25 protein-coding genes and 2 pseudogenes are annotated in these 26,509 nt (G+C 70.1%); 14 read left to right on the top strand and 13 right to left on the bottom strand.

The features are described 5' to 3' along the window. Positions 1–79: 79 nt before the first annotated feature. Positions 80–331: a CsbD family protein gene (locus tag ACLML9_RS15340; protein WP_411946159.1), complete on the bottom strand. Its 252-nt coding sequence runs from the start codon at positions 329–331 to the stop codon at positions 80–82. Between the two features lie 194 nt (positions 332–525). Continuing rightward, the gene (locus tag ACLML9_RS15345; RefSeq protein WP_411946160.1) at positions 526–828 is read right to left on the bottom strand and encodes a hypothetical protein; all 303 of its coding nucleotides are present in this window, start codon (positions 826–828) and stop codon (positions 526–528) included. 143 nt (positions 829–971) lie between these two features. Here ACLML9_RS15345 and ACLML9_RS15350 point away from each other — a divergent pair, with 143 nt between their 5' ends. Continuing rightward, on the top strand, positions 972–1,196 hold the full coding sequence (locus ACLML9_RS15350; RefSeq protein ID WP_411946161.1) for a hypothetical protein: 225 nt from the start codon (positions 972–974) through the stop codon (positions 1,194–1,196). Positions 1,197–1,256: 60 nt separating this feature from the next. Then, positions 1,257–1,844: a hypothetical protein gene (locus ACLML9_RS15355; protein WP_411946162.1), complete on the top strand. Its 588-nt coding sequence runs from the start codon at positions 1,257–1,259 to the stop codon at positions 1,842–1,844. A 35-nt stretch (positions 1,845–1,879) separates the two neighbouring features. Here the strand turns inward: ACLML9_RS15355 and ACLML9_RS15360 are convergent, their stop codons facing one another. Beyond that, positions 1,880–2,878 (bottom strand): HEAT repeat domain-containing protein, encoded by a 999-nt coding sequence (locus ACLML9_RS15360; RefSeq protein ID WP_411946163.1) that lies wholly within the window; start codon positions 2,876–2,878, stop codon positions 1,880–1,882. An 8-nt stretch (positions 2,879–2,886) separates the two neighbouring features. Next, on the bottom strand, positions 2,887–3,570 hold the full coding sequence (locus ACLML9_RS15365; RefSeq protein ID WP_411946164.1) for a HEAT repeat domain-containing protein: 684 nt from the start codon (positions 3,568–3,570) through the stop codon (positions 2,887–2,889). Between the two features lie 199 nt (positions 3,571–3,769). Here ACLML9_RS15365 and ACLML9_RS15370 point away from each other — a divergent pair, with 199 nt between their 5' ends. Then, entirely contained in the window at positions 3,770–4,582 is an 813-nt protein-coding gene (locus ACLML9_RS15370; RefSeq protein ID WP_411946165.1) for an SAM-dependent methyltransferase, read from the top strand. 73 nt (positions 4,583–4,655) lie between these two features. On the opposite strand, the gene ACLML9_RS15375 is transcribed toward ACLML9_RS15370, so the two are convergent. From ACLML9_RS15375 to ACLML9_RS15385, 3 genes and pseudogenes are all read right to left on the bottom strand, one after another. After that, the gene (locus ACLML9_RS15375) at positions 4,656–5,588 is read right to left on the bottom strand and encodes a YihY/virulence factor BrkB family protein (protein ID WP_411946166.1); all 933 of its coding nucleotides are present in this window, start codon (positions 5,586–5,588) and stop codon (positions 4,656–4,658) included. Between the two features lie 350 nt (positions 5,589–5,938). Then, complete coding sequence (locus tag ACLML9_RS15380) at positions 5,939–7,048, bottom strand: PP2C family protein-serine/threonine phosphatase (protein ID WP_411946167.1); 1,110 nt, start codon at positions 7,046–7,048, stop codon at positions 5,939–5,941. A 142-nt stretch (positions 7,049–7,190) separates the two neighbouring features. After that, a pseudogene (locus ACLML9_RS15385) lies at positions 7,191–7,865 on the bottom strand (alpha/beta fold hydrolase); the annotation flags it as partial. Between the two features lie 1,193 nt (positions 7,866–9,058). Between ACLML9_RS15385 and ACLML9_RS15390 the strand changes: the two are divergent. From ACLML9_RS15390 to ACLML9_RS15405, 4 genes are all read left to right on the top strand, one after another. Continuing rightward, entirely contained in the window at positions 9,059–10,441 is a 1,383-nt protein-coding gene (locus ACLML9_RS15390; protein WP_411946168.1) for a hypothetical protein, read from the top strand. Positions 10,442–10,552: 111 nt separating this feature from the next. Further along, the gene (locus ACLML9_RS15395; protein WP_411946169.1) at positions 10,553–12,862 is read left to right on the top strand and encodes a M20/M25/M40 family metallo-hydrolase; all 2,310 of its coding nucleotides are present in this window, start codon (positions 10,553–10,555) and stop codon (positions 12,860–12,862) included. Positions 12,863–13,238: 376 nt separating this feature from the next. Further along, on the top strand, positions 13,239–14,093 hold the full coding sequence (locus tag ACLML9_RS15400; protein ID WP_411946170.1) for a helix-turn-helix domain-containing protein: 855 nt from the start codon (positions 13,239–13,241) through the stop codon (positions 14,091–14,093). Positions 14,094–14,132: 39 nt separating this feature from the next. Continuing rightward, positions 14,133–14,501 carry a hypothetical protein gene (locus ACLML9_RS15405; RefSeq protein WP_411946171.1) on the top strand — a complete coding sequence of 123 codons (369 nt, stop codon included), beginning with the start codon at positions 14,133–14,135 and terminating at the stop codon, positions 14,499–14,501. A 92-nt stretch (positions 14,502–14,593) separates the two neighbouring features. Here ACLML9_RS15405 and ACLML9_RS15410 read toward each other — a convergent pair whose 3' ends face one another. Beyond that, a complete protein-coding gene (locus tag ACLML9_RS15410; RefSeq protein WP_411946172.1) occupies positions 14,594–14,749 on the bottom strand; it encodes a hypothetical protein in 156 nt (51 codons plus the stop codon). A gap of 145 nt (positions 14,750–14,894) precedes the next feature. On the opposite strand from ACLML9_RS15410, the gene ACLML9_RS15415 reads away from it, so the two are divergent. From ACLML9_RS15415 to ACLML9_RS15425, 3 genes are read left to right on the top strand one after another with little or no spacing between them, the layout of a single operon-like run. Then, on the top strand, positions 14,895–15,407 hold the full coding sequence (locus tag ACLML9_RS15415) for a hypothetical protein (RefSeq protein WP_411946173.1): 513 nt from the start codon (positions 14,895–14,897) through the stop codon (positions 15,405–15,407). Continuing rightward, positions 15,407–16,576 (top strand): zinc-dependent alcohol dehydrogenase, encoded by a 1,170-nt coding sequence (locus tag ACLML9_RS15420; protein WP_030520310.1) that lies wholly within the window; start codon positions 15,407–15,409, stop codon positions 16,574–16,576. Before ACLML9_RS15415 ends, ACLML9_RS15420 begins: the two co-directional genes overlap by 1 nt. Positions 16,577–16,607: 31 nt before the next feature. Further along, positions 16,608–17,765 (top strand): NAD-dependent epimerase/dehydratase family protein, encoded by a 1,158-nt coding sequence (locus ACLML9_RS15425; RefSeq protein WP_411946181.1) that lies wholly within the window; start codon positions 16,608–16,610, stop codon positions 17,763–17,765. Here ACLML9_RS15425 and ACLML9_RS15430 read toward each other — a convergent pair. Then, positions 17,709–18,164, bottom strand: coding sequence for an SRPBCC family protein (locus tag ACLML9_RS15430; protein ID WP_411946174.1), 456 nt, complete (start codon positions 18,162–18,164; stop codon positions 17,709–17,711). The genes ACLML9_RS15425 and ACLML9_RS15430 overlap by 57 nt on opposite strands. Positions 18,165–18,385: 221 nt before the next feature. Between ACLML9_RS15430 and ACLML9_RS15435 the strand changes: the two genes are divergently transcribed. Together ACLML9_RS15435 and ACLML9_RS15440 are read left to right on the top strand one after the other, a co-directional pair. Then, complete coding sequence (locus tag ACLML9_RS15435; protein ID WP_411946175.1) at positions 18,386–18,874, top strand: DUF4383 domain-containing protein; 489 nt, start codon at positions 18,386–18,388, stop codon at positions 18,872–18,874. 113 nt (positions 18,875–18,987) lie between these two features. Then, positions 18,988–20,052, top strand: a complete 1,065-nt coding sequence (locus tag ACLML9_RS15440; RefSeq protein WP_411946176.1) for a hypothetical protein — start codon at positions 18,988–18,990, stop codon at positions 20,050–20,052. Positions 20,053–20,095: 43 nt separating this feature from the next. Here the strand turns inward: ACLML9_RS15440 and ACLML9_RS15445 are convergent, their stop codons facing one another. Together ACLML9_RS15445 and ACLML9_RS15450 are read right to left on the bottom strand one after the other, a co-directional pair. After that, positions 20,096–20,935, bottom strand: a complete 840-nt coding sequence (locus ACLML9_RS15445) for an SDR family oxidoreductase (protein WP_411946177.1) — start codon at positions 20,933–20,935, stop codon at positions 20,096–20,098. Between the two features lie 919 nt (positions 20,936–21,854). After that, the gene (locus tag ACLML9_RS15450) at positions 21,855–22,130 is read right to left on the bottom strand and encodes a helix-turn-helix transcriptional regulator (RefSeq protein WP_030520303.1); all 276 of its coding nucleotides are present in this window, start codon (positions 22,128–22,130) and stop codon (positions 21,855–21,857) included. 266 nt (positions 22,131–22,396) lie between these two features. On the opposite strand from ACLML9_RS15450, the gene ACLML9_RS15455 reads away from it, so the two are divergent. Continuing rightward, positions 22,397–23,200, top strand: a complete 804-nt coding sequence (locus tag ACLML9_RS15455; protein WP_411946178.1) for an N-acetylmuramoyl-L-alanine amidase — start codon at positions 22,397–22,399, stop codon at positions 23,198–23,200. Between the two features lie 51 nt (positions 23,201–23,251). Further along, positions 23,252–23,575, top strand: a complete 324-nt coding sequence (locus ACLML9_RS15460) for a hypothetical protein (RefSeq protein ID WP_411946179.1) — start codon at positions 23,252–23,254, stop codon at positions 23,573–23,575. 100 nt (positions 23,576–23,675) lie between these two features. On the opposite strand, the gene ACLML9_RS15465 is transcribed toward ACLML9_RS15460, so the two are convergent. Both ACLML9_RS15465 and ACLML9_RS15470 read right to left on the bottom strand, forming a co-directional pair. Further along, on the bottom strand, positions 23,676–25,613 hold the full coding sequence (locus ACLML9_RS15465) for a potassium transporter Kup (protein ID WP_411946180.1): 1,938 nt from the start codon (positions 25,611–25,613) through the stop codon (positions 23,676–23,678). Positions 25,614–25,773: 160 nt separating this feature from the next. Continuing rightward, positions 25,774–26,250 (bottom strand): annotated as a pseudogene (locus ACLML9_RS15470) (MFS transporter); the annotation flags it as partial. Between the last annotated feature and the right edge of the window lie 259 nt (positions 26,251–26,509).

Consider the following 26,509-nt stretch of genomic DNA (forward strand, 5'->3'; position numbering starts at 1 on the left):
GGTATGTCACCGGGCGGCCGCCGTCTGCCGGTATCCCCGCCCGCGCCCCGCGGGGAGATGCGGAACGGGTATCGGCCTTCTACGGGTCGTTCCGGCCCTGATGCGAACGCTGGCGCGTCTCTTCCAGGTCGGCCTCGGAGCGGGCCTTCTCGGCCTCCGCTTCCTTCTGCGCGACCTCGCGTTGCGATTCGGCCTTGTCCTGCTGGGCGATGCCTTCGTCCCGCAGGTCGTTGTGCCCGGTCACGGTGCCCGCGACCTCCTTGGCCTTGCCCTTGACGCCCTCGACGGCGCCTTCCAGTCCTTCCCGGGGGCCAGTTCGATTCTCGGCCACGATATCTACCTCCGATGTCGATTGTTCGGGTGGACAAGCAGCGCGTACCCCGCATCCGCAGGTTCAATCCGGCTCTGGGCGTTCCGGCGCACCACCAAGCGTCTCGGGAAGTAGTGGCGGGTGCCGCGGCGCACGGCCGCCTCCGGCAGCGGAAGGAACGCCCTCGGCGCACGCAGCGGGCCGCGGGGCGATGTTCAGGCGCCGAGCAGCCGGATCTCGGTCTCGAGTTCGGCGGCCTGCACGGTCAGGGCGTTGTCGTCGGGGTCCGCGCCGATGCGGTCGACGAGTGCGGCCCGGGTGATGACAGGAAGCCCCTGGGCGGCGACGTCGGGATCCGTCTCTATCCGGACTGTGCCGCCGGCCAGGGCCAGCGTGGCCTGCGCGTTCTCCGTGTCGAGTAATCGGCGCAGGTCATCGGGCGTGACCTGGGTGTGTGGTTGCCGCGGCGCGCTACCGGCGGCCGACGGATCGTCCGGTGTGCGGTTCTCGGTAGTCATGGCCTCCGGTTGCCCGGCCGGGCCGGAGGGAAACCTGCGCAGGTCGGCGTCCGTTTCGGGCCCGGATCCTCACCTGCCGGTGATCAACTTGTCGACACCGTCGAGCGGCCGCAGATCTGGCAGGTCGGCATCTGGCAGCGATCATGGGCGGCTGGACTGGCGTGGTCGTGGCCTTCGGGATCGCCTCCACGGTCGCTCTGGTGATCCAGCAGCGCGCCCCGGAGCTGGCCCTCATCCGATCGGGCGGCCCGTGGTGGATGTTCCCGGCGATCATCGCGGGCAGCTTCTCTCTCGCGCTCGCCGCCACCGCCTCGACCGGTTTCCGAGCCACCCATATGCGGCCGCTCGCCGCCCTCACCACTCCATGACCCCGCGTTCGCGCGGCCGCTACCGGGCGTCCTCCCGGTCGCTATCGAAAGCAGGTCATCATGCCCGAGAATCGCGAGTTCGATCTCGTACTGTTCGGCGCGACAGGTTTCGTCGGACAAACGACAGCGCGGTATCTGGCCGAGGCGGCGCCAAGAGGCGCGCGGATCGCGCTCGCCGGGCGTTCCGCGGCGAAATTGAGCGCCCTGCGCACCGGATTGGGCCCGGCCGCGGCGGAATGGGAACTCGTCGCGGCCGACGCGGGTGACCCCGATGCGCTGAGCGCGCTCGCCGGCCGGACGGCCTTCCCGTTCGCGGTTCGGGCGCCGGCTGCTCGACCGGGTACTGCCCGCACCGGGCACCGGACCGGACGAGGCGGCCCGCGCCGCCGGATGGTTCCGCACGGCGACCTACACCCGCACTTCCACAGGCGCGACGTATCTGGCCACCTTCGCCGGGCAGGGAGATCCCGGGTATCAGCGACCGCGGTGATGCTTGCCGAGAGCGGCCTGTGCCTGGCCTTCGACAAGGCGCGCTCACCCGAGCTTGCCGGAGTGCTCACGCCTGCCACGGCGATGGGGGATGCGCTCACCGAGCGGCTCCGTGCGGCCGGAATGAGCATCGAGGTGACGGCCGGCCGCGCAGCCTGAGCGAACGCGGCCGGGGCACCGCGCGCCGAAGGAAGTCAGTCGGTAGGGCGCTCCTCGAGGACACCGGCGAGAGCCGCCGCGACGAGTGCCACGGCATGATCGGGATCGCCGGCCAACTCCCGCAGAACGCCCAGCGCCAGGTGTGCCGGCATCTCGGCGAGGGCCTGGGTGAGGCGTATCCGTACCGCCGGCTCGGTGGTGTGCGCGGCGAGTTCCCCGTTCATGGCGTCCATGATCCGATCGGCGAGCGCGGTGTCCAACGCCAGCGACCCCAGGACCTCGGCGGCATCCACATCGTTGATGCCCTCCACCACCATCTCGACGAGTACCGGGACGGCCGCGGGCTCGCCACGCGCCCCGGCGGCCAAGGCGGCGGGCCGCCGCACCGCCGCATCCGGATCGGTGAGTGCGCTGGTGAGGGCCGCGCTCGCGTCGTCGCCGGGTATCTCGGCGATCGCGAGTACCGCGCGCCGCCGGATCGTGGGATCCGCGGCGCGCAGACCGGCCACGACGCCGGCCAGGCCGTCCCCACCCGCGCGGGCGAGCGCCCAGCGCAGGGCACCGGCGACATTGGGATCGGATTCGGTGAGGACCGCCCCGGCCAGCAGTTCGGTGGATACCGGCACCTCCTCGGCCGACGCCAGGACGGTTTGCTGCCGGCGTGCGGCACTGGGCGACTCGAGCCCGTGCAGGAGTTCGACAATGCGCAGGACATCCGGCCAGCCCGCCGGTGTCGAGGCATCGACGGTCCGGAGCCGGTCGAGGAGTTCCTGCTCCCGCCGCACCCGCGCCTCGGTCCGCCGGATGAGCGCGCCGACCAGTTCCGCGGGGGTGAAGGCGGGATCCTGCAGGGCCCGCCCGACCTCCCGCAACGAGAGCCCCAGCGAGCGCAGGCTTTCCACGTGGAAAATCCGCCGGATGTCCGCGGGGGCGTATTCGCGGTAACCGCCGACGGTGCGGCCGGTCGGCCGCACCAGTCCGAGGGAGTCGTAGTGGCGCAGCATCCGGGCACTCACCCTCGAACGGCGTGCCACCTCACCGATCAGCACGCGGCCGGCCCGGTGCGTTCCGGACCGAGCGCGACGACCCGTTTCGCCTCGGCGACATCCGGATCGAAACCGGCGTCCGGATCGCGCAGCAGCCGTTCGGTGGCGCGGGCATGCGCGCGCACCACCGGATCCGGGCCGGCCAGCTTCGCCCGCACGGCCGGCTCGGCGTGGTCGCCGAGGGCCACCAGTGCCCGGCTGAGACTCAGCTGGACCGTCCGGTCGCCGCGCCCGAGTTGTGTTGCCAGTTCCGCGGCCAGCGCCGCATGCCCATCGGCCGGGACGAGGACCACGGCCGCGCGCCAGGCGCTGCGGGCGACCTCGTCGTCGGCGTCGTGCAGCAGCGTTCGGGTGATCGCCGGCCAGACGGATCCGTCACCGATCTTGGACAGGGTGTGCAGCGCCTGACTGCGGGCCTGCGCGTCCGCGGAACGCAGTTCCGCGCGCAGTACCGGTACGGTGATCTCGGCCGGATGGCGGGTCAGTGCCCAGGTGAGCATGTCGCGGACGTAGAAGTCGGGTTCGACAGCGCACCGAGCGACGAGCGCGCCGACCAGGCCGGGGCCGGGGTTGGTGCCGGCGGCCAGCGCCGCCTGGAGCCGGGTCGAGGAGTTCGGGGCGCACAACGCCTCGAGCAGGCGCGTATCGGGTGAATCGAAAGTCGGGTCGATGGGGACCACCTCCTGCGCTCAGTCAAGACCTTGTCACAGTGTCAGGGTCAAATACGGCAGGTCCGGTCGCCTCGCGCGGGAGTCGTCGGTGGCCCCGCCCACCTCCGTTGCGGCACCGAATCGGTATGCCGGAATACGTTGGGCGACTTGACCGGATGGGGTATACCTGCGGGATACCGATCTCACCACGTCACGAGGAGCATCCGCCGTGTCCGACGGCTCTATCGACCTGCGTACCGATGTCGCGCATCCCGCGCGCATGTACGACTACTTTCTGGGCGGCAAGGATTCCTACGATGCCGACCGGGCCGCGGCCGAACAGGCACTGCGCAGTTTTCCGGCGGTCCGGCTGACCGCGCGCACCAATCGCGAATTCATGCGGCACGCCACCCGCTATCTCAGCGAGCAGGGAATCCGCCAATTCCTCGATATCGGCACCGGTATCCCGACCGAACCCAACCTGCACCAGGTCGCCCAGGGCCTGGCGCCGGATTCGCGGGTGGTCTACGTCGACAACGACCCGATCGTTCTCGCGCACGCGCGGGCGCTGCTGGTGAGCTCCGAAACGGGCCGCACCGCCTACATCCAGGCCGACGCGGGGGATCCGGAGGCCATCCTCGCCGCGCCGGAACTGCGCGCGACGCTGGATCTGTCGCAGCCGGTGGCGGTCTCGCTCATGGCCGTGCTGCATTTCGTCCCCGGTGATGTCTACGAGATCGTGAACACCCTCATGGCGCCGCTGGCGCCGGGTTCGTATCTGGCGATGTCACATGTCACGACGGAGTTCGACGAGGGCCCCGACGACCCCGACGGTATGGCCCGGCTGTTGCAGGTCTACGCGGATCGCGGGATTCCGGTGCGGCCGCGTACCCGGGCGGAGGTGGCCCGGTTCTTCGACCAGCTGGAACTGGTGGATCCGGGTGTCGAGGTGATCCATCGGTGGCGTAACTCGGGTATCGAGCATCCACAGAGCCATGACAAGAAGGTGTCGCTCTACGGTGCCGTGGGCCGGAAGGTCTGACACGCACCGCCGCCCGGCGGCGCGGACGGTTGTGGCCGGACACCGGTAGCGGTTCCGGCCACGATGCGCGACTTCACCGGGCGACCGCCCCGGGATCCGCTTCGGTGACGGCCGGGACAGGCGGGTGCCCGCGGTCGTCGCCGAGGCGCTCCGTGTCGGGCGGCGTGGGACGGCGGGCCCGTTGCGCGTCGACCACTGCCCCGAGCAGTACCGCGAAATTGGTGACCCACAGCCAGACGAGGAAGACGACCGCCGCCGCCAGCGAACCGTAGACCTTGTCGAAAGAGTCGAAATGGGCGGCATAGAACGACAGTCCGGCGGACCCGGCCAGCCATACCGCGACCGCCAGCGCGCTCCCCGCGGTGAGCCAGCGGAACGGTTGCCCGGTCACATTGGGCGCCACCCAATACAGCAGTGACAGCGCGAAACTCACCACCAGGGCGAGCACGACCCACCGGAGGATCGCCCAGATTCCGTGTACGAAAGGCAGGTCGGCGAGATCACCGCCGAACCGTCCCGCCATGCCGTTGGTGATCACGAAACCCAGGCCGGTAAACACGATCATCGCGATCAGGACCACGCTGAGCGATAGTTGCAGGAGTACCGTCCTGGCCCGGGACCGGCTCTCCGCCACGGAGTACAGGGCGTTGGCGGCCCGGATGAACGCGCCGATATAGCTCGACGCCGTCCACAGCCCCGACACCAGCCCCACGATCGCGATCGGCGCCGACCAGGCCCGGACCTGTTCGAGGTGGCGCACCGAATCGGCGAGCAGGGTCCGGCTGCCCTGCGGGCCGACGTGGCTCGCCGCGCCCGCGAGCGCACCGGTCGGCTCGGGGCCGGCCAGGCCGAGCACGGCGACGGTGAGCAGCAGGGCCGGAAACAGCGACAGCATGCTGTAATACGTGAGGGCCGCCGCCCAGTCGGACAGCTCATCCGACCACGCCGCCCGCAGTGTGCGCACCAGGATTCGCACCTCGCCGCGCCGCAGCAGTCGAACGCTCACCCCGCGATAACGCCGATCCATTCCCGGCAACACCTCCGGTTCTCTCGGCTACCCGCGCTGTGCGCTGCGCAAACGCGACCGCCTGGGTGACTCACATGTGCGAGCCTCCGTCGACGCGCACCTCGGTTCCGGTGACGAAATACGCATCCGGTCGCCGGCCGGATCCTCGACCGTGGCGCGAAGGCCGTGCACATGATGACCTTCCGCGTCGACATCGGCCGCGGCCGGATCGCCAACACACTGGAGGTCCTGCTGGTCCACGTGGATCTGCGGCCCTGGCGCGCGGTCGAGTTGCCCGCCGATATCGCCGACTCGCCGGACGAGCACGATGTCGCGGTGCGTCCGCACGTTCACTCGAGCCGGTCGCGCAGATGTTCCGGCCCCGGCAGGTGCAGGGTCAGGAGCGCGGTGTCGTCGGTGACACCGGCGCCGAACGAATCGAGCAGCGCGCTGGCCGCGGAGACGGTGCCGGTGGCGGATGCGGGAGCGAGATCGCGGGCGAAGTCGGGCAACGCCGACTCCCCGTAGAAGCCCTCGGCGGTCCAGGCCTCGGTGAGTCCGTCGGTGTAGAGCAGCAACGTGGCGCCGGCCTCCAGGGTGAAGGTCACGGTGGAGACCGCCGCGTCCGGGAACACCCCGACCAGTTGCCCGCCGGGGGTGTGCAGGTAATCGGCCGTACCGTCGGCGCGCAGCAACAGGGCCGGGGGATGCCCGCCGGAGGCGAGGGTGACGGTGGCGCGGGGGCCGCCGGCCTCGTCGGTCAGGGTGAGCCGGCCGTAGATGACGGTGCAGAAGCGGGGATGGCCGCGGCGGTGGTCGCGCACCATGGTGGTGTTCAGATGCCGCAGGACCGCGGCCGGATCCGCGTCGTAGACCGCGGCGGCCCGCAGCGTGTACCGGGCGAGCGAGGTGATCGTGGCGGCGACGGCGCCTTTGCCGCAGACGTCACCGAGAAAGAAACCCCAGGTCCCCGGGGAGATGGGGAACAGGTCGTAGAAGTCGCCGCCGACCTCGTCGGGCGCGGCGACATCGGCCCCCGGAACCGGCTCGAGTGCCGCGGGCAGCATGGTGCGCTGCAGGGTCGCGTTCAACCGTTGCAGGCGTTCGCGGTCGCGGTCGGCCTCGCGGCGTGCGCGCAGCAGTTCGGTTTCGTAGGCGCGGCGCTCGCGGGCGTCGAACACCGTGGTCCGGATCAGCAGCGGCTCCCCGTCGGCTCCGGTCTTCACCGTGGAGGTCACCAGGACGGGTAACCGCGAGCCGTCGGCCGCCTGGAGTTCGAGTGCGATACCGCTGAGATGGCCCTGCATCCGCAGCAGCGGCGCGAAATGGGTTTCGTGGTAGAGACGGCCCCCGACGGTCAGCAGATCGTTGAAGTGACGTCGCCCCACCAGGTCTTCGCGCCGGTAACCGAGCCAGCCCAGCAGCGTCGCGTTGATCTTGGCGATCCGCCCGCCGAGCAAGGTGGACAGATAGCCGCAGGGGCGTTCTCGTACAGGTCTTCGACGTCGTCCTCCAACAGGGCGGTGAACTCCGCACGTTGGTCCGGGTCGTCCGGCTCGAACCCGGCGCGTTCCGATCCCGGGCCGCCCGCGCGGCACATCATCATGATAGGTCGCGCACGAAGCCGGTGATCACGGCAGCGGTCTCCTCGGGAGCCGCCAGTTGTGGACAGTGGCCGGTCGCGGTGAGGGTCACCAACCGGCTGCCGGGGATCCGGGAATGAACGAATCCGCCGACCTCGGGCGGGGCGATCGCGTCGTTCGAGCACTGCGCCACCAGCGTCGGTATCCGCACGGCCGCGAGATCGTCGCGGTTGTCGGACAGGAACGTCACCCGCGCGATCTCCGGATCGGTGCGGCAGAACGTCGTCTCCGGTTCCTGCGCCAGCTCCGGACGTTCCGGATTGCCCATGATCACCGGCGCCATGGCTCCCGACCAGCCCAGGTAGTTGGCATCCAGCGATTCGAGCAACTCGTCGATATCGTCGGCGCTGAAGCCGCCCCGGTACCCGCTCGCGGGATCGTCGATGAAGCAGGGACTCGGGGCCAGCAGCACCAGGCCCCGGAACAACTCCGGCTCCGCCGCGGCGGCCAGCACGCCCATCATGGCCGCCACCGAGTGGCCGACCAGCACCACCGGCCCCCGATCGATCGCCCGGCACACCTGCCGGATGTCCTCGGCGTAACCGGCCATGGTCGAGTACCGCTGTGGGTCCCAGGCCGACAGATCCGACCGGCCCGAGCCCACGTGATCGAACAGGACGACCCGCCGGTCGCGCGCCGGCGACCGATCGTCCCCGCGGTAATCGGCTCGACGAGCCCGCTGCCGGGCGTCGCTCCCGTTGCCCAGCGGTTTCGGGACAGGTCGGAACTCCGAACTCTTCCCATCCCGGGTGAGTCGTCGTCATCGCACGGCAGACCACGACGTTTCACACTGGTTGCATGTCTGTGTGCGTCATACCGTGGATGCCGGCCGAACTGACCCACAGTCCGGCCCGGCTGTGGTGACGGCAAACGGGGACATCGTTGAACGAGACTCCGAAGGTGGACACGGACGGGCTGCGGGCCCTGGTGACGACGCTCGAGACGCTGATCACCGAGGCCTCCCGCGTCACCGGAGAACTGAAGGCCGCCATAGCTTCCGCCGAGGCGATCTCGGCGCCGGGCCAGGCGGTCGTTGCCTCCGCAGCGGTCACGGTATCGCCCGAACACGCTGTACCGGTGAGGAATCGGCTCGGCTCCGGCGCCGCGACCGCTGCCGTCCGCGCACCCGCCTCGACCCCGTGGGCTCGTAAACGGGCAGCCACCTCCGCGGTGGTTCGGCCCGCCCCTTCCGGTACGGCTGCCGCCACGTGCTTCCCGGCATCACCCGCGAAACCAACGACCCGTACCGAAATCCCGGCCGCCGCACGGCCGTCGCCGGTGGCCGGGCCGATACCGGCCGCATCCTCGACGGCCGTATTTCCGGCGGCGGGCGGGGCGGCGCGATCCGCTTCGCCGTCGTCCCCTGTCGTGGCCGAACCGGGACCACGGCAAGCGCCGCACCCGGTCGATTCCTCGACAGGTCCGGTGCCTGCCGCCGACATCGTGGGGCCCGCGCACGAGATGCAGCCTCCGGGCGGTACGCCGCCGACCGTATCCGGTGGGCGAGAAGCCGAATCTGCGCCGCCGGGCCCGCCGGAGGCGCTGCTCGACACCGGTGCCGCTGCTGCGGACAGCGGCGTGGCCGCGGCGCGCGCCGATGCGCGAGCGCTCCGCGAGCGTGTCGAGCCGTCCGGGCCCGCGGCCTGTTCCTCGTCGGACTCGGTACGGGGGCCGGTGGCTCCGCACGCCGAGCCGGTCCTGTCCCCAGGCCGGGCCGAGGTGTCGGCGCCCACGAACCGAGCCCAGTTCGCAGCCGGGTCGGCCGGACGGCCGCGGATGGCCGCGCACAGCGAAACGGCCCGGCCCCCGGCCCCGGAGCCCCGCCCCGTGCCACGCACGATCGAGTTGCCCCCCGAGTTGTCGCTGCAACTGGCCCGGATCACGGTACCGGCCCGGGCTCGGCCGGTGCTGCGTTCGGACGAACCGGTGCGCAGAGAGGTACCGGCCGAACCGGTGCGCGGGGAGCCGGTTCGCTCGGACGTACCGGACGAGCCAGTACGCGGGGAGGTGCCGGCGGAAGCGATGGGGACGGAGCCACCGTCCGGGCCGAGGCAATCGGAGGGACCGGCCGAACCGGTGCGCACGGAGGAACCGAGGCGCCGGGAGCCGCTGGTCGAGCCGGTGCCCGCCGAGCCGCTGATCGAGCCGGCGGCCGCGGTACCGGTGGCCGAGCCGGTGCCCGCCGAGCCGCTGATCGAGCCGGCGGCCGCGGTACCGGTGGTCGAGCCGGTTCCTGCGGAGCTGTCGATCGGGCCGGTGCCCGTGGAGCCGGTGGTCGAGCCGGTTCCTGCGGAGCCGGTGGTCGGGCTGGTGCCCGTGGAGCCGCTGGTCGAGGCGGTTCCTGCGGAGTCACCGGTCGAGCCGGTGCCCGCGGAGTCACCGGCTGGGCTGGCGCCCGCGGAGCCGCCGGCCGGGGCGGTAGGCCCGGAGTCACCTGTCGGACCGGTTCGCGCGAACCTGCCGGCCGAGCTGGAGACAGCTCCGCCGTTGCATTTGGTGGATGACCCCTCCCCGCCGGATACGCTCGCGCCGGAGGAGGAGCCGGAGCCGTTCTCGCCCCCCGAGGCGCTGACCGTGGTGCCGGGAACGGGTGGCAACCCCGCCGACGCGGTCCGGCTCGCGAAGGATATGGCCCGCAGGCACGGCCTGCGGATCCGTGGCTTCGAGACGGCCGGGCTGGAAACCGAGGTGGTGCATCAGATCGCCGCGGCGCTGAACGACCTGCTCGGGAAGTACACCGTCGAGCTGTACGGCATCGAGGTCACCGAACAACGTGACGATACGATCCGCCGGGAGCGCAAGAAAGCGGCGGAGTCGGGTTCGGCCGAGCCGCCTCCGGTGTGGATCACCCTGGAACGCGCGGAGCTGGCGGGCCCGGGTGCCGTCGGCTCGGGACCGGCCAGAAGGCGTTTCCGCCGGTCCGGCGCCACCGGCCGGCCGGCGTACACCGCGGTGGTCCGCGCATTCGCGGCCGCGCTCGACGAGGCAGGGGATTACCGGGCCCGGCAGGAAGCCTGGCGGATTCTGCTGGCCGGTTCCCTCAGCGGCGGGCCGGATATCGGTGCGGGGCTGCTGGATCCCGGGCGCGCGCTGGTCGAGGGCTTCGTAGAAGCCGAGTTACACGGTAAGCGGGCGGGTGAGCCGGCCAGGGAGCTGCACCGGGCACTCCTGAAAATGGCTCAGGTCGAGTCCGAGGAGTCCACGGCCTGAGCCGGCATCGATCCTCGGGGACGCGCCGCGGCCCTTTCCGGGCGCGGGGCCGGCGAACGGTCGACCGTGCGGTGCGACCGCACGTCGGGGGTACCGACATACTGTCACCTCGTGCGCGCGAGACTGATCGAATCTCCACACCGGGTGGCCGCGGGGCTGGTGGCCCTGCTCGTGTTGACGGCCGCGGTGGCGGCCACCGTGGTCGCCGACGGACGCGGCCCCCGGCCGGTCGCGGCGACGGCGACCGACCGGTTCAGCGCCGAACGGGCCCTGGCCCACCTGCAGCGCTTCGCGACCGAACCGCGGCCGCTGGGCAGTCCGGCGAGCGACCGGGCCCGGGAGTATCTCACCGGGCAGTTGGAGTCGGCGGGCTTCTCGGTGCAGACCCAGCGCGGTGTCGGAGCGCGGGCGTCGAAAGGGCTCGCGATATTCGGCCGGGTGGACAATGTGATCGCCACCCTGCCCGGCCGTGCTTCCACCGGGACGGTTCTCCTGGCCGCACATTATGATTCGGCCGCGACGGGTCCGGGTGCCTCGGACGACGCCGCCGCGGTCGCGGCGATGTTGGAGGTGGGCCGGCTGGTCGCCCGGCAGGGCGATCAGCGCAACGATCTCGTGCTGCTGTTCACCGACGGTGAAGAGGACGGTCTGCTCGGCGCCGAGGCGTTCGCCCGGGAGCATCCGCTCGCCCGGGCAGGCGGTGTGGTACTCAACTGGGAGGCCCGTGGTGTCGCTGGGCCGTCACTGATGTTCGAGACCTCGGTGGACAATGCCGCGCTGGTATCACTGTTCGCCACCGCCGTGCCGCACCCACGAGGTGATTCGTCGCTGGTCGAGGTGTATCGGACGATGCCGAACTCCACCGATTTCACGGCTCTGTCCGAGGCCGGCTTCATCGGTCTCAACTTCGCCTATATCGAGAACTCGTCCTACTATCACACCGCCGGTGACACCATCGGCAACCTCGATCGGGGCAGCCTGCAGCACCACGGCGAGAACATGCTCCACCTCGCCCGCGCGCTGGGTGCGGCCGATCTGGCCGAGTTGCGATCCGACCACGACGCCACCTACTTCCGTCTCGCGGGCACCATGATCACCTATTCGAACGCGCTGGTCCTGCCGATCGCGCTGCTCGCCGTGGTGGCGGTCGGCGCGGTGGTGGTGCTCGCGCGCCGCCGCGGCTCGGCGGGACGGGGGCAGCTGCTGCTCGCCGCGGCGTCGGTGGCAGTGCCCCTGGGCGCGGCGGCGCTGCTCGGGCAGGGGATGTGGTCGGTGCTGGAGTGGCTGCGCCCCGCGTACCAGCAGATGGGCGGGTTGCTGCATCGTCCCCAGGTCTATCACTGGGCGCTGATGGCGCTGGCCGTGACGTCGGTACTCGGCTGGTATCTACCGGCGCGGCGCCGGTTGGGGCCGGCCGCTGCGGCGATCGGTGCCCTGTCCTGGCCGGCCGGACTCGGTGTGGTGTGTGCGGTGGTGGCGCCCGGGGCCGCGTTCCTGTTCGCTCTGCCGGCGCTGTTCGTGGCGCTGGGCACGCTGGCGGCGCTGCTGCCGGTGCGCTGGAGCCTGTGGCCGGTGACGGTGTTCACGTTGGGGGCGTCGGTGGCCGCCGCGCTGCTCGGGCCGCTGAGCGGGGACCTGATCGACGGAGTCGGCCTGACATCCGGCGGGGCCGCCGCGGCCGGTGCGGCGATGTTCGTGGTGATGGTGCTCCCGCTGATCGAGTTGCCGCTCCCCGGCCCCGCCGCCCGCCGCCGAGCCACTGTCGCGGTGCCGGTGACGGCAGCGGTGGTGTCGGTACTCCTGATCGGCGCGGGAACCGTGGTCGACACCTTCGACGCCCGGCATCCCGCCCGCGCGCACCTGGCCTATGTCCTGAACTCGGATACCGGTGCGGCGAGCTGGGTGAGCGCGGATACCGAACCGGCCGGCTGGACGCGTACCTTCGTGGACAGCACCGATATTGCGCGGCTCTCACCGGGATACGCGTCGGGCACGGTGTGGACCGGCCCGGCCGAGCCGATGGCGCTCGACGGCCCGATGGTCGAGGTTCTCCATCGCGACGGCGACACCGTCACCGTGCATGTGGCGTCCCGGCGCGCGGCGTCCGGACTGGTGCTGCGCGTCGATCACCGGATCGACCGGGTCGTCGCGGCCGTCGCGGGCGCGTCGCCGGTCGAACTGGCCGTCACGGGGGAGCGGGCCGATACCTGGCCGGGCGAGATACGGTTCCGCGACCTGCCGGCGGACGGAGTCGACATCACCGTGCGCACCCCCGGCGCCGACCGCGTCCGGGTGACCGCCGCCGACGAAACCCACGGCCTGGCCGCGGCCCCGGGTTTCCGGCCCCGCCCGGACGATCTCGTCCCCTCGATCCGAGAGGACGGCGAGCGGATCGTGGTGACACGCACCGTAGATCTTTGATCGGGAGTTGGATGGGTGGCAGCTGATCACCGTGTGCGGCACAGTCCCGGTGCCGGGCCGGCGAGGCGACACATCGTTCCGGCCGCGGTCGGGCCGGGGCCGGTTACGGCACGTTACGGTGGCATCGGTCGTCCTCCCGGATCGTCGTCCGCACCACCACCCGGACCGCGCGGGCCGCGTGCGCGGGCTGGGCTGCGGTGACGACGGGCCCGGTTCGTCGGTCCCGAGGGCGACGATCACCTCGCTCGCCGCCCGGCACCAGCAACGGCAGGAAAGCGCGGGTCCCAACCCCTGGAAGGCGGGAAGTACCCAGCTATTCATGACCGCGCCTGTAAGTGCCCGAGCGAGCCGACAACCGCGGCTCTACAGTCGGATGGTGAGCGAGAAACGACTGTTGGACCTGCGCGGTGTGTACCAGGTGGATGCCCGCCACGTCGTACCCGGACCACGCGCCGGCGCGGGCGGTCTCGGCATGATCCGCTGGTTCGGTTTCGATATCGACCAGCCGCAGCCGGTGGGGCGGCGCAAGATACCGGGTGGCACGGTGAAGATCGTGTTCGCGCTGGACGGCACGTTCGCCGGCCGGCGGCGTGACCCCTGTGCGCTGGTGGTCGGTATGCACGACCGCGGCGGGGTGGCGGCGCATCACGGCCGGATGTGCAGCGTGCAGGTCCAGCTGGCGCCGTCGGCCGCACGCCGGTTGCTCGGGGTGCCGCTGAGCGAACTGCGCAACAGTGCGGTGGACCTCGGCGAGTTCTTCGGTGCCTCGGCGCCGCGACTGGCGGGGCGGCTCGCCGAGACCGCGAGCTGGCCGGAGCGTTTCGGCCTGGTCGCGGATTATCTGCGGCAACGCGGTGCGCCTGCTGAGGATGTGGCCGATCCGGTGCTCGCCGGGGCGGTCGCCCGGCTGCGTGCCACGCGGGGGAGGATTCCGATCGCCGCGCTCGCGGACGAATGTGGCTGGAGCCGAAGGCATCTGGATCGGCGTTTCGCCGACGGAATCGGGCTGCCGCCGAAGACCTACGCTTCGCTGCAACGCTTCTCCGCCGCCCTCGCCGCCGTGACCGAAACTCCCGCACCGGACCTGTGCCGCATCGCCTCGGCAGCCGGGTATTTCGATCAGTCCCACTTGATCCGCGATTTCCAGCGCTTCGCCGGGACCTCGCCGCTCCGATTGCGCAGCGAAGCGATGTCCCGTTCGTCCAATACCGCAGACCCGTCCGCGATCTAGCCTTCGCGTGCATTCGCCTACACGCCCGGAGGTTCACCCATGCCCACACCGCTCACTGTGCGACTCGCCGCCGCGGGTATCGGCGTGCACGCCGTCGATCACGTGCTCGTCCTGCTCGTCCCACCGGCGGGATGGAATATCGGCACGGTCTACCACCTGATCGGCGCTCCGCTCTATGCCGCGCTCCTGCTGCCGATCCTGCACGGCCGCAACTGGGCGCGTGTCACTGTGACGGTGTTGCTGGGCTGCCAGTTCGCCGGACGTTTCGTCGTGTGGGTACTTTTTCCAGAAGCTGGCGTACACGCGGCGCTGATCTTCGGGTGGACGGTCTCCGCCGCGTTGCTCACGCTGTTGTGGATATCCGGCTCTGCCCGCGGATATTTCCGCCGATCCGCTGCCGCGGAGTAACGAGTGCCCCCTCACAGTGCGTCGAGCATCCGATCGTATTGGGTGTGAACGGCTTCGGGGTCGGCTTGGTCGAACACCGAATGCCGTCGAACTCAGTCCGGCGGCTCCTGCGTCTCGTCGGCGACGGTCACCTCCGGCGCGATCTCGCGCGTGGCCATCCCGCCGTCGCGACCTCGGTCGACCGGGCCCGGCCGGCCGCCTTCGGGCTCATCGTTCTCGTTCTTGTCGGTGCGTTTCGCTTCGGTCAAGACCACTCCTTTCGCTGTGGCTTCGGCCTACCCCGGTTCCCGCGGTCGAAAAGAAGAAATTCGGGCGCGCGTCCGCGGGTTTGTGCCGGAGCACTCGGGGTATCGCGTTCGGGCTGCCGGGCCGACTTCTCGGAAGGGAGAGCGCGTGGATTACCTACAGAAGGCGAAAGAGGAAGTGGTCACCCTCGTCGGCCGAGCCGTGGGTTCGGTGTCCGGCGGAACCGGCAGGCGGGTCCTGACGATCGAGCGGCCGCGCGCGGCAGTGGAAGAATTCTGGCGTGACCCGGACAACCTGTCCCGCGTGTTCGACGGGTTCGCCGACGTGCGCTCGACAGCCCCCGACCGCTACGAATGGACCGCGGCGCCTGACGGTGCGGACGCGATCAGCTGGGAGAGCGTACTGCTGACGGAGCGGAACGGACTACAGTTCGTCGACGCGGTGGATCCCGAGCGTGCGCGGATCGAGCTGGAATTCACCGACGCGCCCCGGGACCGGGGCACCGAAGTGCGCATATCGGCGACGGCACCGCTGCCGCGGCAGCTCACCGGCGCGGCGATCTTCGCGGTCCTCTATCGCGCGCGTGCGCTGATGCAGACGGGAGAAGTACCCACCCTCGCCCGGAACCCCAGCGGCCGGGCGGCCGGACAGGAGGCATGATGCGTGCACTGTGCTGGAACGGGGTCAACGATCTCGCGGTCGAAACCGTGCCCGACCCGGGTCTGGTCAATCCCCACGATGTGATCGTGCGGGTGACGCTGACGACGACCTGCGGCTCTGACCTGCATTTCATCGACGGTTACCTACCCGGTATGCGGGCGGGTGACGTGTTCGGCCACGAGTTCATGGGGGAGGTGGTCGAGACCGGCGCGGAGGTCACCGCGACGAAGGTAGGGGACCGGGTGGTGGTGCCGTCGTTCATCGGATGCGGAACGTGCTGGTATTGCGAACACGACCTGTACTCGGTGTGTGACACCACCAACCCCAATGCCGCCCTGCAGCAACCGGTCTTCGGTCATCCGACCGGCGGTATCTACGGGTACACCCATCCGTTCGGCGGGTACCAGGGTTCGCACGCGAACTACATCCGCGTCCCCTTCGGCGATGTCAACTGCTTCACCGTGCCGGAGGGTATCACCGACGAACAGGCGCTGTTCTGCTCCGACGCGGTCCCCACGGGCCTCATGGGCGCCGACTTCTGCGATATCGCCCCCGGTGACACCGTCGCGGTGTGGGGCGGTGGCGGGGTCGGCCTGATGGCGGCCCACTCCGCCCGGCTGCTCGGCGCCGAGCGGGCTGTGGTGATCGACCGGATCCCGGAACGCCTGGCCCTCGCCCGGGACCGATATGACGCGGAGACGATCGACTACACCGCGGTGGACAGTGTCCAGGAGGCCTTACTCGAGATGACCGGTGGCAGAGGCCCCGACGCGTGTATCGACGCGGTAGGTATGGAGGGGCACGGAACAGGTTTGCAGCAGCTCTACGACCGGGCCAAACAATTGCTACGCCTGGAAACCGACCGGGCGACCTCGCTGCGCCAGGCGCTGCTGGCCTGCCGCAAAGGCGGCGTCGTCTCGGTGCTCGGTATCTACGGCCTCACCGACAAATTCCCGATGGGGGTGGTGACGAACAAAAGCCTCACCATCCGGACCGCGCAGCAGCACGGGCAGCGGTACATGCCGCGGATGTTCGACTACATCCAGCAGGGCGATCTCGACCCCTCTCATCTGATCACCCACGATCTGCCGCTGGAGGACGCGGTGCGCGGCTACGAGCTGTTCAAAACCAAACAGGAGGGCTGCATACGGGCGGTCTTCCGGCCGTGAACGCCGATTTCCACCGGCGGGCGTGAGTTCGATGAAGGTCGTGGTCACCGGGGCCAGCGGCAATGTGGGGACGGCACTGCTGCGCTCGTTCCGGCGCGGACCGGAACTGATCGGGATCGCCCGCCGCCGCCCGCCGCGGGGACGGGAGCCGTACGACCGGGCACGGTGGGTCGAATGCGATATCGGCGATCCGGCGGCGGCGACCCTCCTGCCGAAGGTTTTCGCCGGGGCCGACGTGGTGGTCCATCTGGCCTGGGCGGTTCATCCGCAGCGGACCGATCCGCCGTTGACCAGGACCAATGCCGCCGGCACCGCCAATGTTCTGCGTGCGGTCACCGAGGCGGGGGTGCGGCATGTGGTGTGCGCGTCCTCGGTGGCGGCCTACACTCCCGCCGCGCGGTGGAGTCGTGTCGACGAGCAGTGGCCGTGCGGTGGACTGTCCGCGAGCGCCTACAGCAGGGGTAAAGCCGAGCTCGAGGCGCGACTCGACACGTTCGAGCATCGGCAGCCCACGATCCGGGTGGCACGGATCCGGCCGTGTGCTGTCGTACAGGGTGACGCGGCCGCGGAAATGGGTGAGTGGCTGTTCGGCCGGTGGCTGCCGCGCATGGTGATCGGCCGCCCCGGGGTGCCCGTTCCGCTGTGGTACAGGCTGCGCCTGCAACTGGTGCATGCCGCGGACGTGGCTGCGGCCGTCGGCTCGATCGTCGAACAACGCGCCACCGGCGCGTTCAACCTCGCCGCCGACCCCGTGCTCACCGCCACCGACCTGGCCGCGGTATTCGGGGGCTTCGGGCTACCCGTGCCGCACCGCGTGCTGACGGTGGGAGCCGGGGTGAGTTGGCGGTTGGGTCTGCAGCCACTGCATCCGGCCTGGCTCCGGCTGGCCGACCGCGCCTGCCTGGTGGACGCGGGCCGGGCCGCCCGCGAACTCGGCTGGACGCCGCGATACGACGCGGTCGCCGCCTGCGCCGAACTCGCGGCGGCGATGCGGGCCGGACGGTCCGGTTCCAGTGCGCCCCTCGCGCCGGAGCGCCCTGCTTTCCGGTTGGGGAGACCGACCCATCAGAGCCAGCGTCCGCCCACCAGGGCCCTGGCGGCGGCCGCCGGAGCCGGGCCGCGGACCGGCGGGTCAGCCCGGGGAATGGGAGGAGCGCCCGACGGCGAGGGCGGCGAACCGCTGGAGTGATTCCCGGTTGCGCGGTACCAGCGCCAGATCCTGTACCGACCCCGGGAGGAATTTCCCGGGGCCGCGGACGACGCGTTCGGTCATCGTTACTTCGGTACGGTCGGGCCCGAGTTCGGTGAGATCGAGCCGGATGTGGGCCGCACCCGCCGGCCACAGCCGGGCCTCGAGCTCGAGCCGGTGTGGTGCGTCGACCGAGCGAACTTTCGTGGTGTCCTGCCGGGCCAGTGGCCAACCGCCCACGCTGTGATGGATCCGGGTGCCCAACTGTGGCCACCCGGGGTCGACCTTGCGGATATGCGAAGCACCGACCACCCACAGCCCGTACAGCCAGCCGTCGGCGAGAACCGCGAACGCGTCCTGTACAGGTACCGGTATCTCCACACTCGGTTCGGCCGCCATTGCTCCTCCGATCTTCCGAACCACCTCGGTCACCGGGGCGCGGCTTTCCGCCCAGCGAATGCGGGCGCCGTACCCGGGATCGGCAGCACGAAACATTGATCCCGGCGGGGCGCGGTGTTCGTCCGGCACGGGGGTTTGCCGGGCGAAGTGCGGGGCACCCGGCGGGCAGGCCGGAGCGGGACCTGCCCGCTCCGGCGGCCAGGAGGAAAGGACGACTGCCAGTGCCGAACCGAAACCTCACCACCGACCCGACCGCCCGCTCGCCGGTACAGTTGGCCGCTACGGTGGTCGGCGCGGTCTTCTTGCTGGTCGGAGTGCTCGGCTTCATACCCGGGATCACCACGGACTACGGAGATCTCGCGTGGGCGGGGCACCATTCCCAGGCTCAGTTGCTCGGTCTCTTCAACGTGTCGGTGCTGCACAACCTCGTGCATCTGGCATTCGGTGTCGCCGGCCTGATCGCGGGCGCGCGAGCTCGTGCGGCCCGGGCGTACCTCCTGGTGGGCGGCGCGATCTATCTGCTGCTCTGGCTGTACGGGCTGATCGTCGATCAGCACAGCGCCGCCAATTTCGTGCCACTGGACACCGCCGACAACTGGCTGCACTTCGGTCTCGGCGTGGGCATGGTGCTGCTCGGCGTCGCGCTGCCCCGGCGCAGTGACGATGCGGGGCGCCACCTGTCCGATCGGCAGCCCGGCATCATCGAGTAGGAGCAGGACAGCGAGTGGATGGACGAGAACGAGCAGTACCCGAGCCGGCCGGGAGCCCCGCGCGGGACGCCGGTGAGCGAAACGGCCACCCTTCGCCCACTGTGGTCGGTGTAGTGGCCGATCCCGATCTGCCGGTGCGGCTGGCCCGGGAACTGGTGCAGAACCTGCCCGCGGAGCTGGCCCGTCGCGGTGACCCGTCGCGATGGCAGCTCGAGGTCCTCGACGATCCGTTCGAGGCCATGTACCCCGATCTGGAATATCTGATCGACAAAGCCGGACGGCACGTCCGCGATACCGCATGGGATCTGGCGCTGTGCCTGACCGACGTGCCGATACGCAGCGACGGCGAGATCCTGCTGATGAGCTTGGATCTGCGCCACCGGGTGGCGCTCGTTTCGCTGCCCGCGCTCGGCGGCCTCGGTATACGGCAGCGGCTGCAGAAGCTGGCCGCGGTGATCGTCGCTGCCCTGTCGGCCCCGGACCGGAGGGCGGCCGGGCGGGTGGTGGCCGAGGCAACGGCCCACGTCCGGCGCAGCCGGGTCCGGATCGACGCGGAAGACAATGGGGTGCGGGTGGTCCGGGGCCCGGCGGCGGGCTATCCCGCGTTGCTCGCGGGCATGGTGCGGGCGAACAGGCCCTGGCGACTGTTCGTGGGCCTGTCCACGGCGCTGGGTAGTGCGCTGGCCGGTACGGCGTTCGGAGTGCTGTACTCCAGTATCTGGCAGCTGGCGAACGCGATGGGCACCCTGCGCCTCACCGGGGTGGTACTGGCTTCGGTCAGTGCGTTGACCGTGTGGATCGTGGTGGGGCACGGACTCTGGGAGCAGCGCGGCCCCGGGAAGCCCGCCCCCGGACACGACACCGCACTGCGCAATGCCGGAACCGCTGTCACAGTGGGTATCGGCGCCGGGGCCTTCTTCGTTGTGCTGCTCCTGCTGACTCTGGGCGCCGTCTGCCTGGTGATCCCGCCGTCCTATCTCGCGAGCGTGCTCGGTGGCCCCGTCGGTTTCGCCGACTACCTCATGATCGCGGTGATGGCCAGTGCGCTGGGTACCGTGGCCGGCGCCGTCGGATCCGGATGGGAGGACGACATCACCGTCCGCAAGGCGACATACGGATATCGCGAACAGGAACGCCGTGGCCTGGTCGCCCGCGGTGACCGGCCGAGGCGAACCTGATCGCACGTGACAGCGGTGTGCCGGACCGCCCCGGCGGCGCGCCTCAGAGAATCGGATTCCCCCCGGTCACCGCGACCCGCGCGCCCGAAACATAGCTGCCCTCGTCGGAGGCGAGCAGGACATAGACGGGGGCCAGCTCGGCGGGTTGACCGGCGCGCCCCAGCGGCGTGCTGTCGCCGAACGCGGTGACCTTCTTGTCGGGCATGGTGGAGGGGATCAGCGGGGTCCAGATCGGCCCGGGGGCGACACTGTTCACCCGGATTCCCCTCTCGCCCAGGAGTTGCGCGAGACTCGCGGAGAAATTGGCTATGCCGGCTTTGGTGGCCGCGTAGGGCGCCAGGGTGGGGGAGGGGGAATCGGAGTTCACCGACGAACTGCCGATGATCGAGGCGCCCGGACGCATATGCGGTAGCGCGGCCTTCACCAGGTAGAAGTACGCGCCCATATTGAGTTTCCAGGTGTAGTCGAACTCTTCGTCGCTGATCTCCTCGAGCGTCTCGTGCGTCATCTGGTAGGCGGCATTGCTGACGAGCACGTCGATCGTGCCGAAGGCGCCGGCGGCGCGCTCGATCACGGACCGGCAGTGGGCCGGGTCGGACAGATCGCCCGGGACCAGGATCGCCTTGCGGCCCGCTTCCTCGACCAGTGCGCCCACTTCTGCGGCATCGTCGTGTTCGTCGAGGTAGGAGATCAGTACATCGGCCCCCTCCCGGGCGAAGGCGATGGCGACCGCCCGGCCGATACCGCTGTCGGCGCCGGTGATCACCGCCGATTTACCGGTGAGCTTGCCGCTTCCGCGATAGGTCTTCTCGCCACAATCGGGGACGGGTGTCATCGCGGACTGGATGCCGGGCACCTGTTGCTGCTGTTCCGGGAAACCCATGATCTTGCTCCTTTCACGGCATAGGTCACCACCGTGGTGGTGTGGTGATCGAGGGGCGGATTACCGGACCGAGCCGTTCGAAACCGAGCGTGCCGAATCGGTACCCGGGGGCGAGTTGCGAGCGCCGTGCGCGCCACCCGTACCGCGTGGTGCGCGGACCGGATCGGCCGCGTGGACTGCGCGCCGAAAGGTTTGCTGGTCGCCGCGGGTCCGGTTCGGTCGGCCGCACCGGTGCCCCACGTTCTCGAATCCGGTGGGCCCTGTGTTGATCGCTGGCACGCAGCAGTTCTCGATCGCCCGGCGGTCCGGCCCCGGAGCCGGTGGGAACATCTTGGCCCGAATATGTCGTACCCCGCTGCTACCCTGCTGTCGTAGTGCGAAAAGCGTTGTGTCTCAGTTCCGCTGTCCCTACCTTCGCGTCTTGGCCGTCAAACCCTTTGGTTCATCGATCCTTCCGGGCCTAGGCGGAGCGCGCGAAAATAATTACACTCGGCGTCAGGCTCCCGCTACGAGCCTGGGCGCAGGGGTCGGGTAGCTGGAAGGTGTCGGTGTGGGTGTCGAGCTTGTTCCGGGAGTACAGGGTTCGCCCGATCGGGCCGGTCACGGAAGCGACCGGGCCCGGGTACCCGCCGGTGCGGCTCCGCGGTCCGTACCGCAGCACAGCCGGACCCGATACGACGAATTCGCCCGGCCACACCGTGCCGACCCCGGAGAGGAAACGAGTGGGAACTGTCGGGCTCGCCGGGGGAAGCGGGAACACCTCGCGAGCGTGGATCGGTCAGAACTGGAAACGCTCATGGGCAACGAAGCTCCGGACCGCCCCGTGGCTATGGCGGACTATCTGAACGCTGATCCCACCACGACGACCGTTTCGTCGTTCGTCGTCGAGGCACGTCGGCGCGGGGTCGATCCATCCCCTTTACTGGATGCCGATTTCCTTCTCCGCGGCGAGGACTAGGTCGCTCGGCCGGATGCCGAATACCTTGCAGATCTTGTACATCTGCGCCATGGTCATCGCTCGTTCGCCACGCTCGAGCCGGATGATGGTCTTCTTGTTGTAGCCGGTCTTCTCGGCCAGCGCTTCTTGACTCCAGCCGCGCCGCGCCCGCATCGCGCGTACCTCCGCGCCCAACGCCGCGTCCAGTCGCGCCTCCTCGGTGGTCGCTGCCTCCGACTCCGCGGGCGTCGCATCCATGTCGACCATTCTGGGATCGGGCAGGGTCTGAATCAAGTGCCCGAGAGTTTCGGGTCCGCGGCAGAATCCGCGCCGACAGGGTGTCCGAAGAAGGCCTAATAGTGACTGAAAAAGGTTGAAAAGAGACCGAAAAGGGCCTACGGTGAACAGAGCGGTTGACTATCACCGCAGTTCACGCCCCCGCAGCGCCGGTCGCGTCCGCACCGGTGAACACGGCCGGCCTCCCGGGGCGCCGACGACGATCGGCGCGAGGACAGGAGAGTCCGATGGCCTGGAGCGGAGACCCGGTATGGCTGGCCGATGTGCTGCGCGGCGCCGGCCTACCGGTGATCGAACACGACGGCTGGCGGGAACGCGGCCACGGCGACTTCCTCGATATCCGCGGCGTGCTGTGTCACCACACCGGCGGCGGAGGCCCGAACGACTGGCGCATCGTCCAGGACGGTCGCCCCGATCTGCCGGGCCCGCTGGCCCAGTTGGTGCTCGAGAAGGACGGCACCTACCGGGTGATCGCCGTCGGGGTCAGCTGGCATGCCGGGCGCGGGAGCTGGCCGGGCTGGCCCACCGACAACGCCAACTATCACACCATCGGTATCGAAGCCGTTTCGCGTGGCACACCACCCTGGGATTGGACGCCGGCTCAGCTCGACGCCTACAAGCGCGGCTGTGCGGCACTGCTCCGGCGCATCGGCCGCGGCGCGGGCGATTGCGTGGCGCACCGCGAGTACTCCAGTGAAGGAAAGATCGACCCGGCGGGCATCGATATGAACGCCTTCCGCCGGGACGTCCAGGCACTCCTCGACGGAAAGGGCGAGCAGATGGCGTTTTTGGAAGAAAAGATCACCAACTATCACGGTGAGCAGGTCACCGTGGGGACCCTGCTGCACTACCTGGACAAACATGTGGGCCTCACGCTGGATCAGCTCTCCGGCGCCGGGACCGCCCGCGGGGCGAACTTTCCCGGCTGGGATTTCCTGGGTGACCGGACCACCGCCGAGGCGCTGGGCGTCATCGGCGCGGCACTGAAGATCCCCGGATTCCGCGATCCCGCCACCGACGAACGCGTCTGAGGAAGGACGCGACAACCCTGCCGCAGTTGGGAGGACAGCATGATCAGCGACGTGGCATCTGTCCTCGGCGGCCTGCTCACCGGCGTCGGCGGGGTATGCGCGGCCGGCCTCCTGGGTAGGCGTAAACGGCGGGCCGACGCTGTCCAGGTACTGACCCAGGCCGCCGCTCAGATGGTCGAGCCGCTGTCACGGCAACTCGCCGCGATGACCGCCGAACTGGAAGCGCATCGGCGGGTCGTCGCCGACGCGGAACGACGCTGCCGTCTCGCCGCCCCCCAGCACGCCAGCTGGGACATCGTGGTCCGGTCGTCGCTGCTCGACCTGGGCGTCGACGTGCCGCCACCGCCACCGCTCACCAGGGAGGTTTCCGAATGACGCGGCAAGGGTACGGAGCGGCCGGGAGTTACCGCGTGCCGGCCTCGGCGCGGCACGCCGTAGTCCGCGAGCAGTGCGCCGCCGGGTGCGCGGATGCCGCTCAGACCTCGACCTGCGAGCCCATGATCACTGTCCGGTCGCGGGGCAGCCCGAAGTAGTCGGCGGCGTCGGAGGTGAGGTAAGAGGTGGCGATGAACAGGCGTTTGCGCCAGGGAGCCATAGTGGGCGCCGGGCCCGGCTTGAGTTCGATCTTCGAGAGGAAATAGGACGCCCCCTCCACCGAGATCGGGCCCTCGGTCTGCGCGGGATCGAGCCGGCGCAGCAGCTGCGGCACCTTCGGGGTTTCCATATAGCCGTGGTGGACGGTGACATGGACGATTCCGTCGTCGGTGTAACCCAAAGGGTCGACGCGGAGGCGGTCGGCATCGGGCACCCGCGGGACGGGCACGGTGTCCAGGGACAGGATCACGACGTGTTCGTGCAGTACCCGGTTGTGTTCGACGGTGGCGCGCATCGCCAGCGGAGTGGTGCTGCTGCCGCGGTTGAGGAACACCGCCGTACCGGGAATCCGGATCAGGGGCGGTCGGCGGCTGCGCAATTGTTCGACGAATTGCGGTAGCGGACCCTCGGCCTGCCGCCGCGCGGCGGTGACGATGACACGGCCGCGCGCCCAGGTGATCATCACGGTGAACGCGGTGAGTCCGATCAACAGTGGCAGCCACGCCCCGTGGACCAGTTTGGTCAGGTTCGCCGCGACGAACAGCGCGTCGACGGTGAGCAGGGGGACCGCGCCGAGTAGCACGAGCCACAGGGGGGTACGCCATTTGGTGCGGGCCACGTAGAAGAAGAGCAGGGTCGTGATGGTGATGGTCGCGGTCACCGCCATGCCGAAGGCGTAGGCCAGTGCCGCGGAACTCCGGAAGGCGAAGACCAACGTCAGGACCGACACCATGAGCAACCAGTTGATCCACGGAACGTAGATCTGCCCGATGGTGGATTCGGAGGTGTGCGCGACCCGCAGGCGCGGCAGGTACCCGAGCCGCACCGCTTGGGCGGCCACCGAGAACGCGCCGGTGATCACCGCCTGGGAGGCGATCACCGTCGCGGCGGTGGCCAGCAGCACCAGAGGTAGCCGGGCCCACCCGGGGGCGAGCAGGAAGAAAGGGCTGTCCACCGCGGCCTCGTCACCGAGGACGAGCGCGCCCTGCCCGAAATAGCTCAGCGTGCAGGCGGGCAGAGCCAGCCCCAGCCATCCCCGGGTGATCGCCTTCCGGCCGAAATGGCCCATACCGGCATAGAGCGCCTCGGCGCCGGTGACCGCCAGTACAACGGCGGCCAGGGCGAAGAACGCGATATGGAAATGCCCGGTGGCGAAACCCAGCGCGTAGGTCGGGGAGAGGGCCTTCAGTATCTGGGGATGGCGGGCGATTCCGGCGATACCCAGGGCGCCGATGGTCAGGAACCACACGATCATCACGGGGCCGAACAGCCGGCCCACCGTGGCGGTACCTCGCCGCTGGACGGAGAAGAGGGCCACAATGATCACGACCGTGATCGGGATGATCAGATCTCTGAGGTCCGGTTCGACGATCCGCAGCCCTTCGACCGCGGAGAGCACCGAGATGGCGGGGGTGATCATGCCGTCGCCGAAGAAGAGCGCGGCGCCGAAGATCCCGGCCCCCGCGAGGAAACCGGCGGTCCGGCGGCCACGGGTGGCGTCGAGGCGGCGCAGCAGCGTGATCAGCGCCATGATGCCGCCTTCGCCGTCGTTGTCCGCGCGCATCACCAGGGAGATGTAGGTGAAGGTGACGATGATCATCACCGACCAGAAGATCAGCGACACCACTCCGTACACATTGGCGGTACCGATCGGCACCGGATGCGGATCCTGCGGATCGAACACGGTCTGGATGGTGTAGATCGGGCTGGTGCCGATATCGCCGAAGACCACGCCCAGCGCGCCCACGATCACCGCCGCCTGCACCGGGCCGCGGCCGGCGGTGGGTGCGGGGGGACCGGTACGTGTTTCGCTGACCATGGGTTCGCTCCTCGTCGGCAGGGTCCGCACTATCGTGCACTGCCCGACCCGGAGTCTGCGGGAGCGGCCGGCGGTGCGCACGTCGGTCCGCGCGGGCGGCCGGTGCGCAGGTCCCGGCGGGCGGGTCACCGGCGGGGGACCGCGGCCAATGCGCCGCGAGGGTCCGCTCGGCGGGCGCGACGGTGACCCGGCCCAGCGCGGTGACCAGGACCAGAGCAGCGATCACCGCAACGCAGGCGAGAAGCACGATCGTGCCGGTCGACGCGCCGAGCGCGATGAGAGCGCCCCCGATGATCGGTCCGAGCACCGAACCGAGCCGTCCCGTGGACGATGCCCATCCGACACCCGCGGCGGCGGTGCGGTCGGGGTACAGCGAGACCGCGAGCGCGGCCTGGCCGATCATGCCGGCCTGCAGGCCGAGGCCGACCCCGCCGAACACGATGAGCAGCAGTGCCTTGTCCGTGCCGAGGAAGCCGGAAACGATCAGGAAGACCACGGCCGCGACGGTGGTACCCGCCAGGACCGAGGTCATGCGCAGGCGCAGCACGCCGAGCATGAGCACTCCGGCGCCGATGATGCTGCCGACCCCCACTGCCGCCGAACCCAGCGGGGCCAGGCCCTTGCTGAACCCGTAGTTCCCGCGGCCGGCGGCGCCCTTCGGTGTCCTGGACGGGCCCGAGAAAGCGGTCGAGTTCCGGTGTGGTGACGCCGGTGACATCACGGTCTCCGGGGGCCGGCCGAGCCCGCTCGGTGCGGCGCTCGCGATGGTCGAGGACACACTCGCGCTCGCGATCGACCCGGCGGCCGGGATCGGCTGAACCGCTCGCCGCCGTGGCCGGTCCGGCACGCCATCGACAAGTACACGACCGATCTCGAGCTGCTGTGAATCCGCGCCG

This window comes from Nocardia sp. NPDC002869, assembly GCF_046764065.1.
Taxonomy (GTDB): Bacteria; Actinomycetota; Actinomycetes; order Mycobacteriales; family Mycobacteriaceae; genus Nocardia; species Nocardia rhamnosiphila.

Excerpts from the sequence above, each read along its gene's own strand:
- ACLML9_RS15345 (WP_411946160.1), bottom strand. The coding sequence starts at position 828 with ATGACTACCGAGAACCGCACACCGGACGATCCGTCGGCCGCCGGTAGC.
- ACLML9_RS15350 (WP_411946161.1), top strand. The coding sequence starts at position 972 with ATGGGCGGCTGGACTGGCGTGGTCGTGGCCTTCGGGATCGCCTCCACG.
- ACLML9_RS15355 (WP_411946162.1), top strand. The coding sequence starts at position 1,257 with ATGCCCGAGAATCGCGAGTTCGATCTCGTACTGTTCGGCGCGACAGGT.
- ACLML9_RS15405 (WP_411946171.1), top strand. The coding sequence starts at position 14,133 with ATGCCCACACCGCTCACTGTGCGACTCGCCGCCGCGGGTATCGGCGTG.
- ACLML9_RS15420 (WP_030520310.1), top strand. The coding sequence starts at position 15,407 with ATGCGTGCACTGTGCTGGAACGGGGTCAACGATCTCGCGGTCGAAACC.
- ACLML9_RS15425 (WP_411946181.1), top strand. The coding sequence starts at position 16,608 with ATGAAGGTCGTGGTCACCGGGGCCAGCGGCAATGTGGGGACGGCACTG.
- ACLML9_RS15430 (WP_411946174.1), bottom strand. The coding sequence starts at position 18,164 with ATGGCGGCCGAACCGAGTGTGGAGATACCGGTACCTGTACAGGACGCG.
- ACLML9_RS15445 (WP_411946177.1), bottom strand. The coding sequence starts at position 20,935 with ATGGGTTTCCCGGAACAGCAGCAACAGGTGCCCGGCATCCAGTCCGCG.
- ACLML9_RS15450 (WP_030520303.1), bottom strand. The coding sequence starts at position 22,130 with ATGGATGCGACGCCCGCGGAGTCGGAGGCAGCGACCACCGAGGAGGCG.
- ACLML9_RS15455 (WP_411946178.1), top strand. The coding sequence starts at position 22,397 with ATGGCCTGGAGCGGAGACCCGGTATGGCTGGCCGATGTGCTGCGCGGC.
- ACLML9_RS15465 (WP_411946180.1), bottom strand. The coding sequence starts at position 25,613 with ATGGTCAGCGAAACACGTACCGGTCCCCCCGCACCCACCGCCGGCCGC.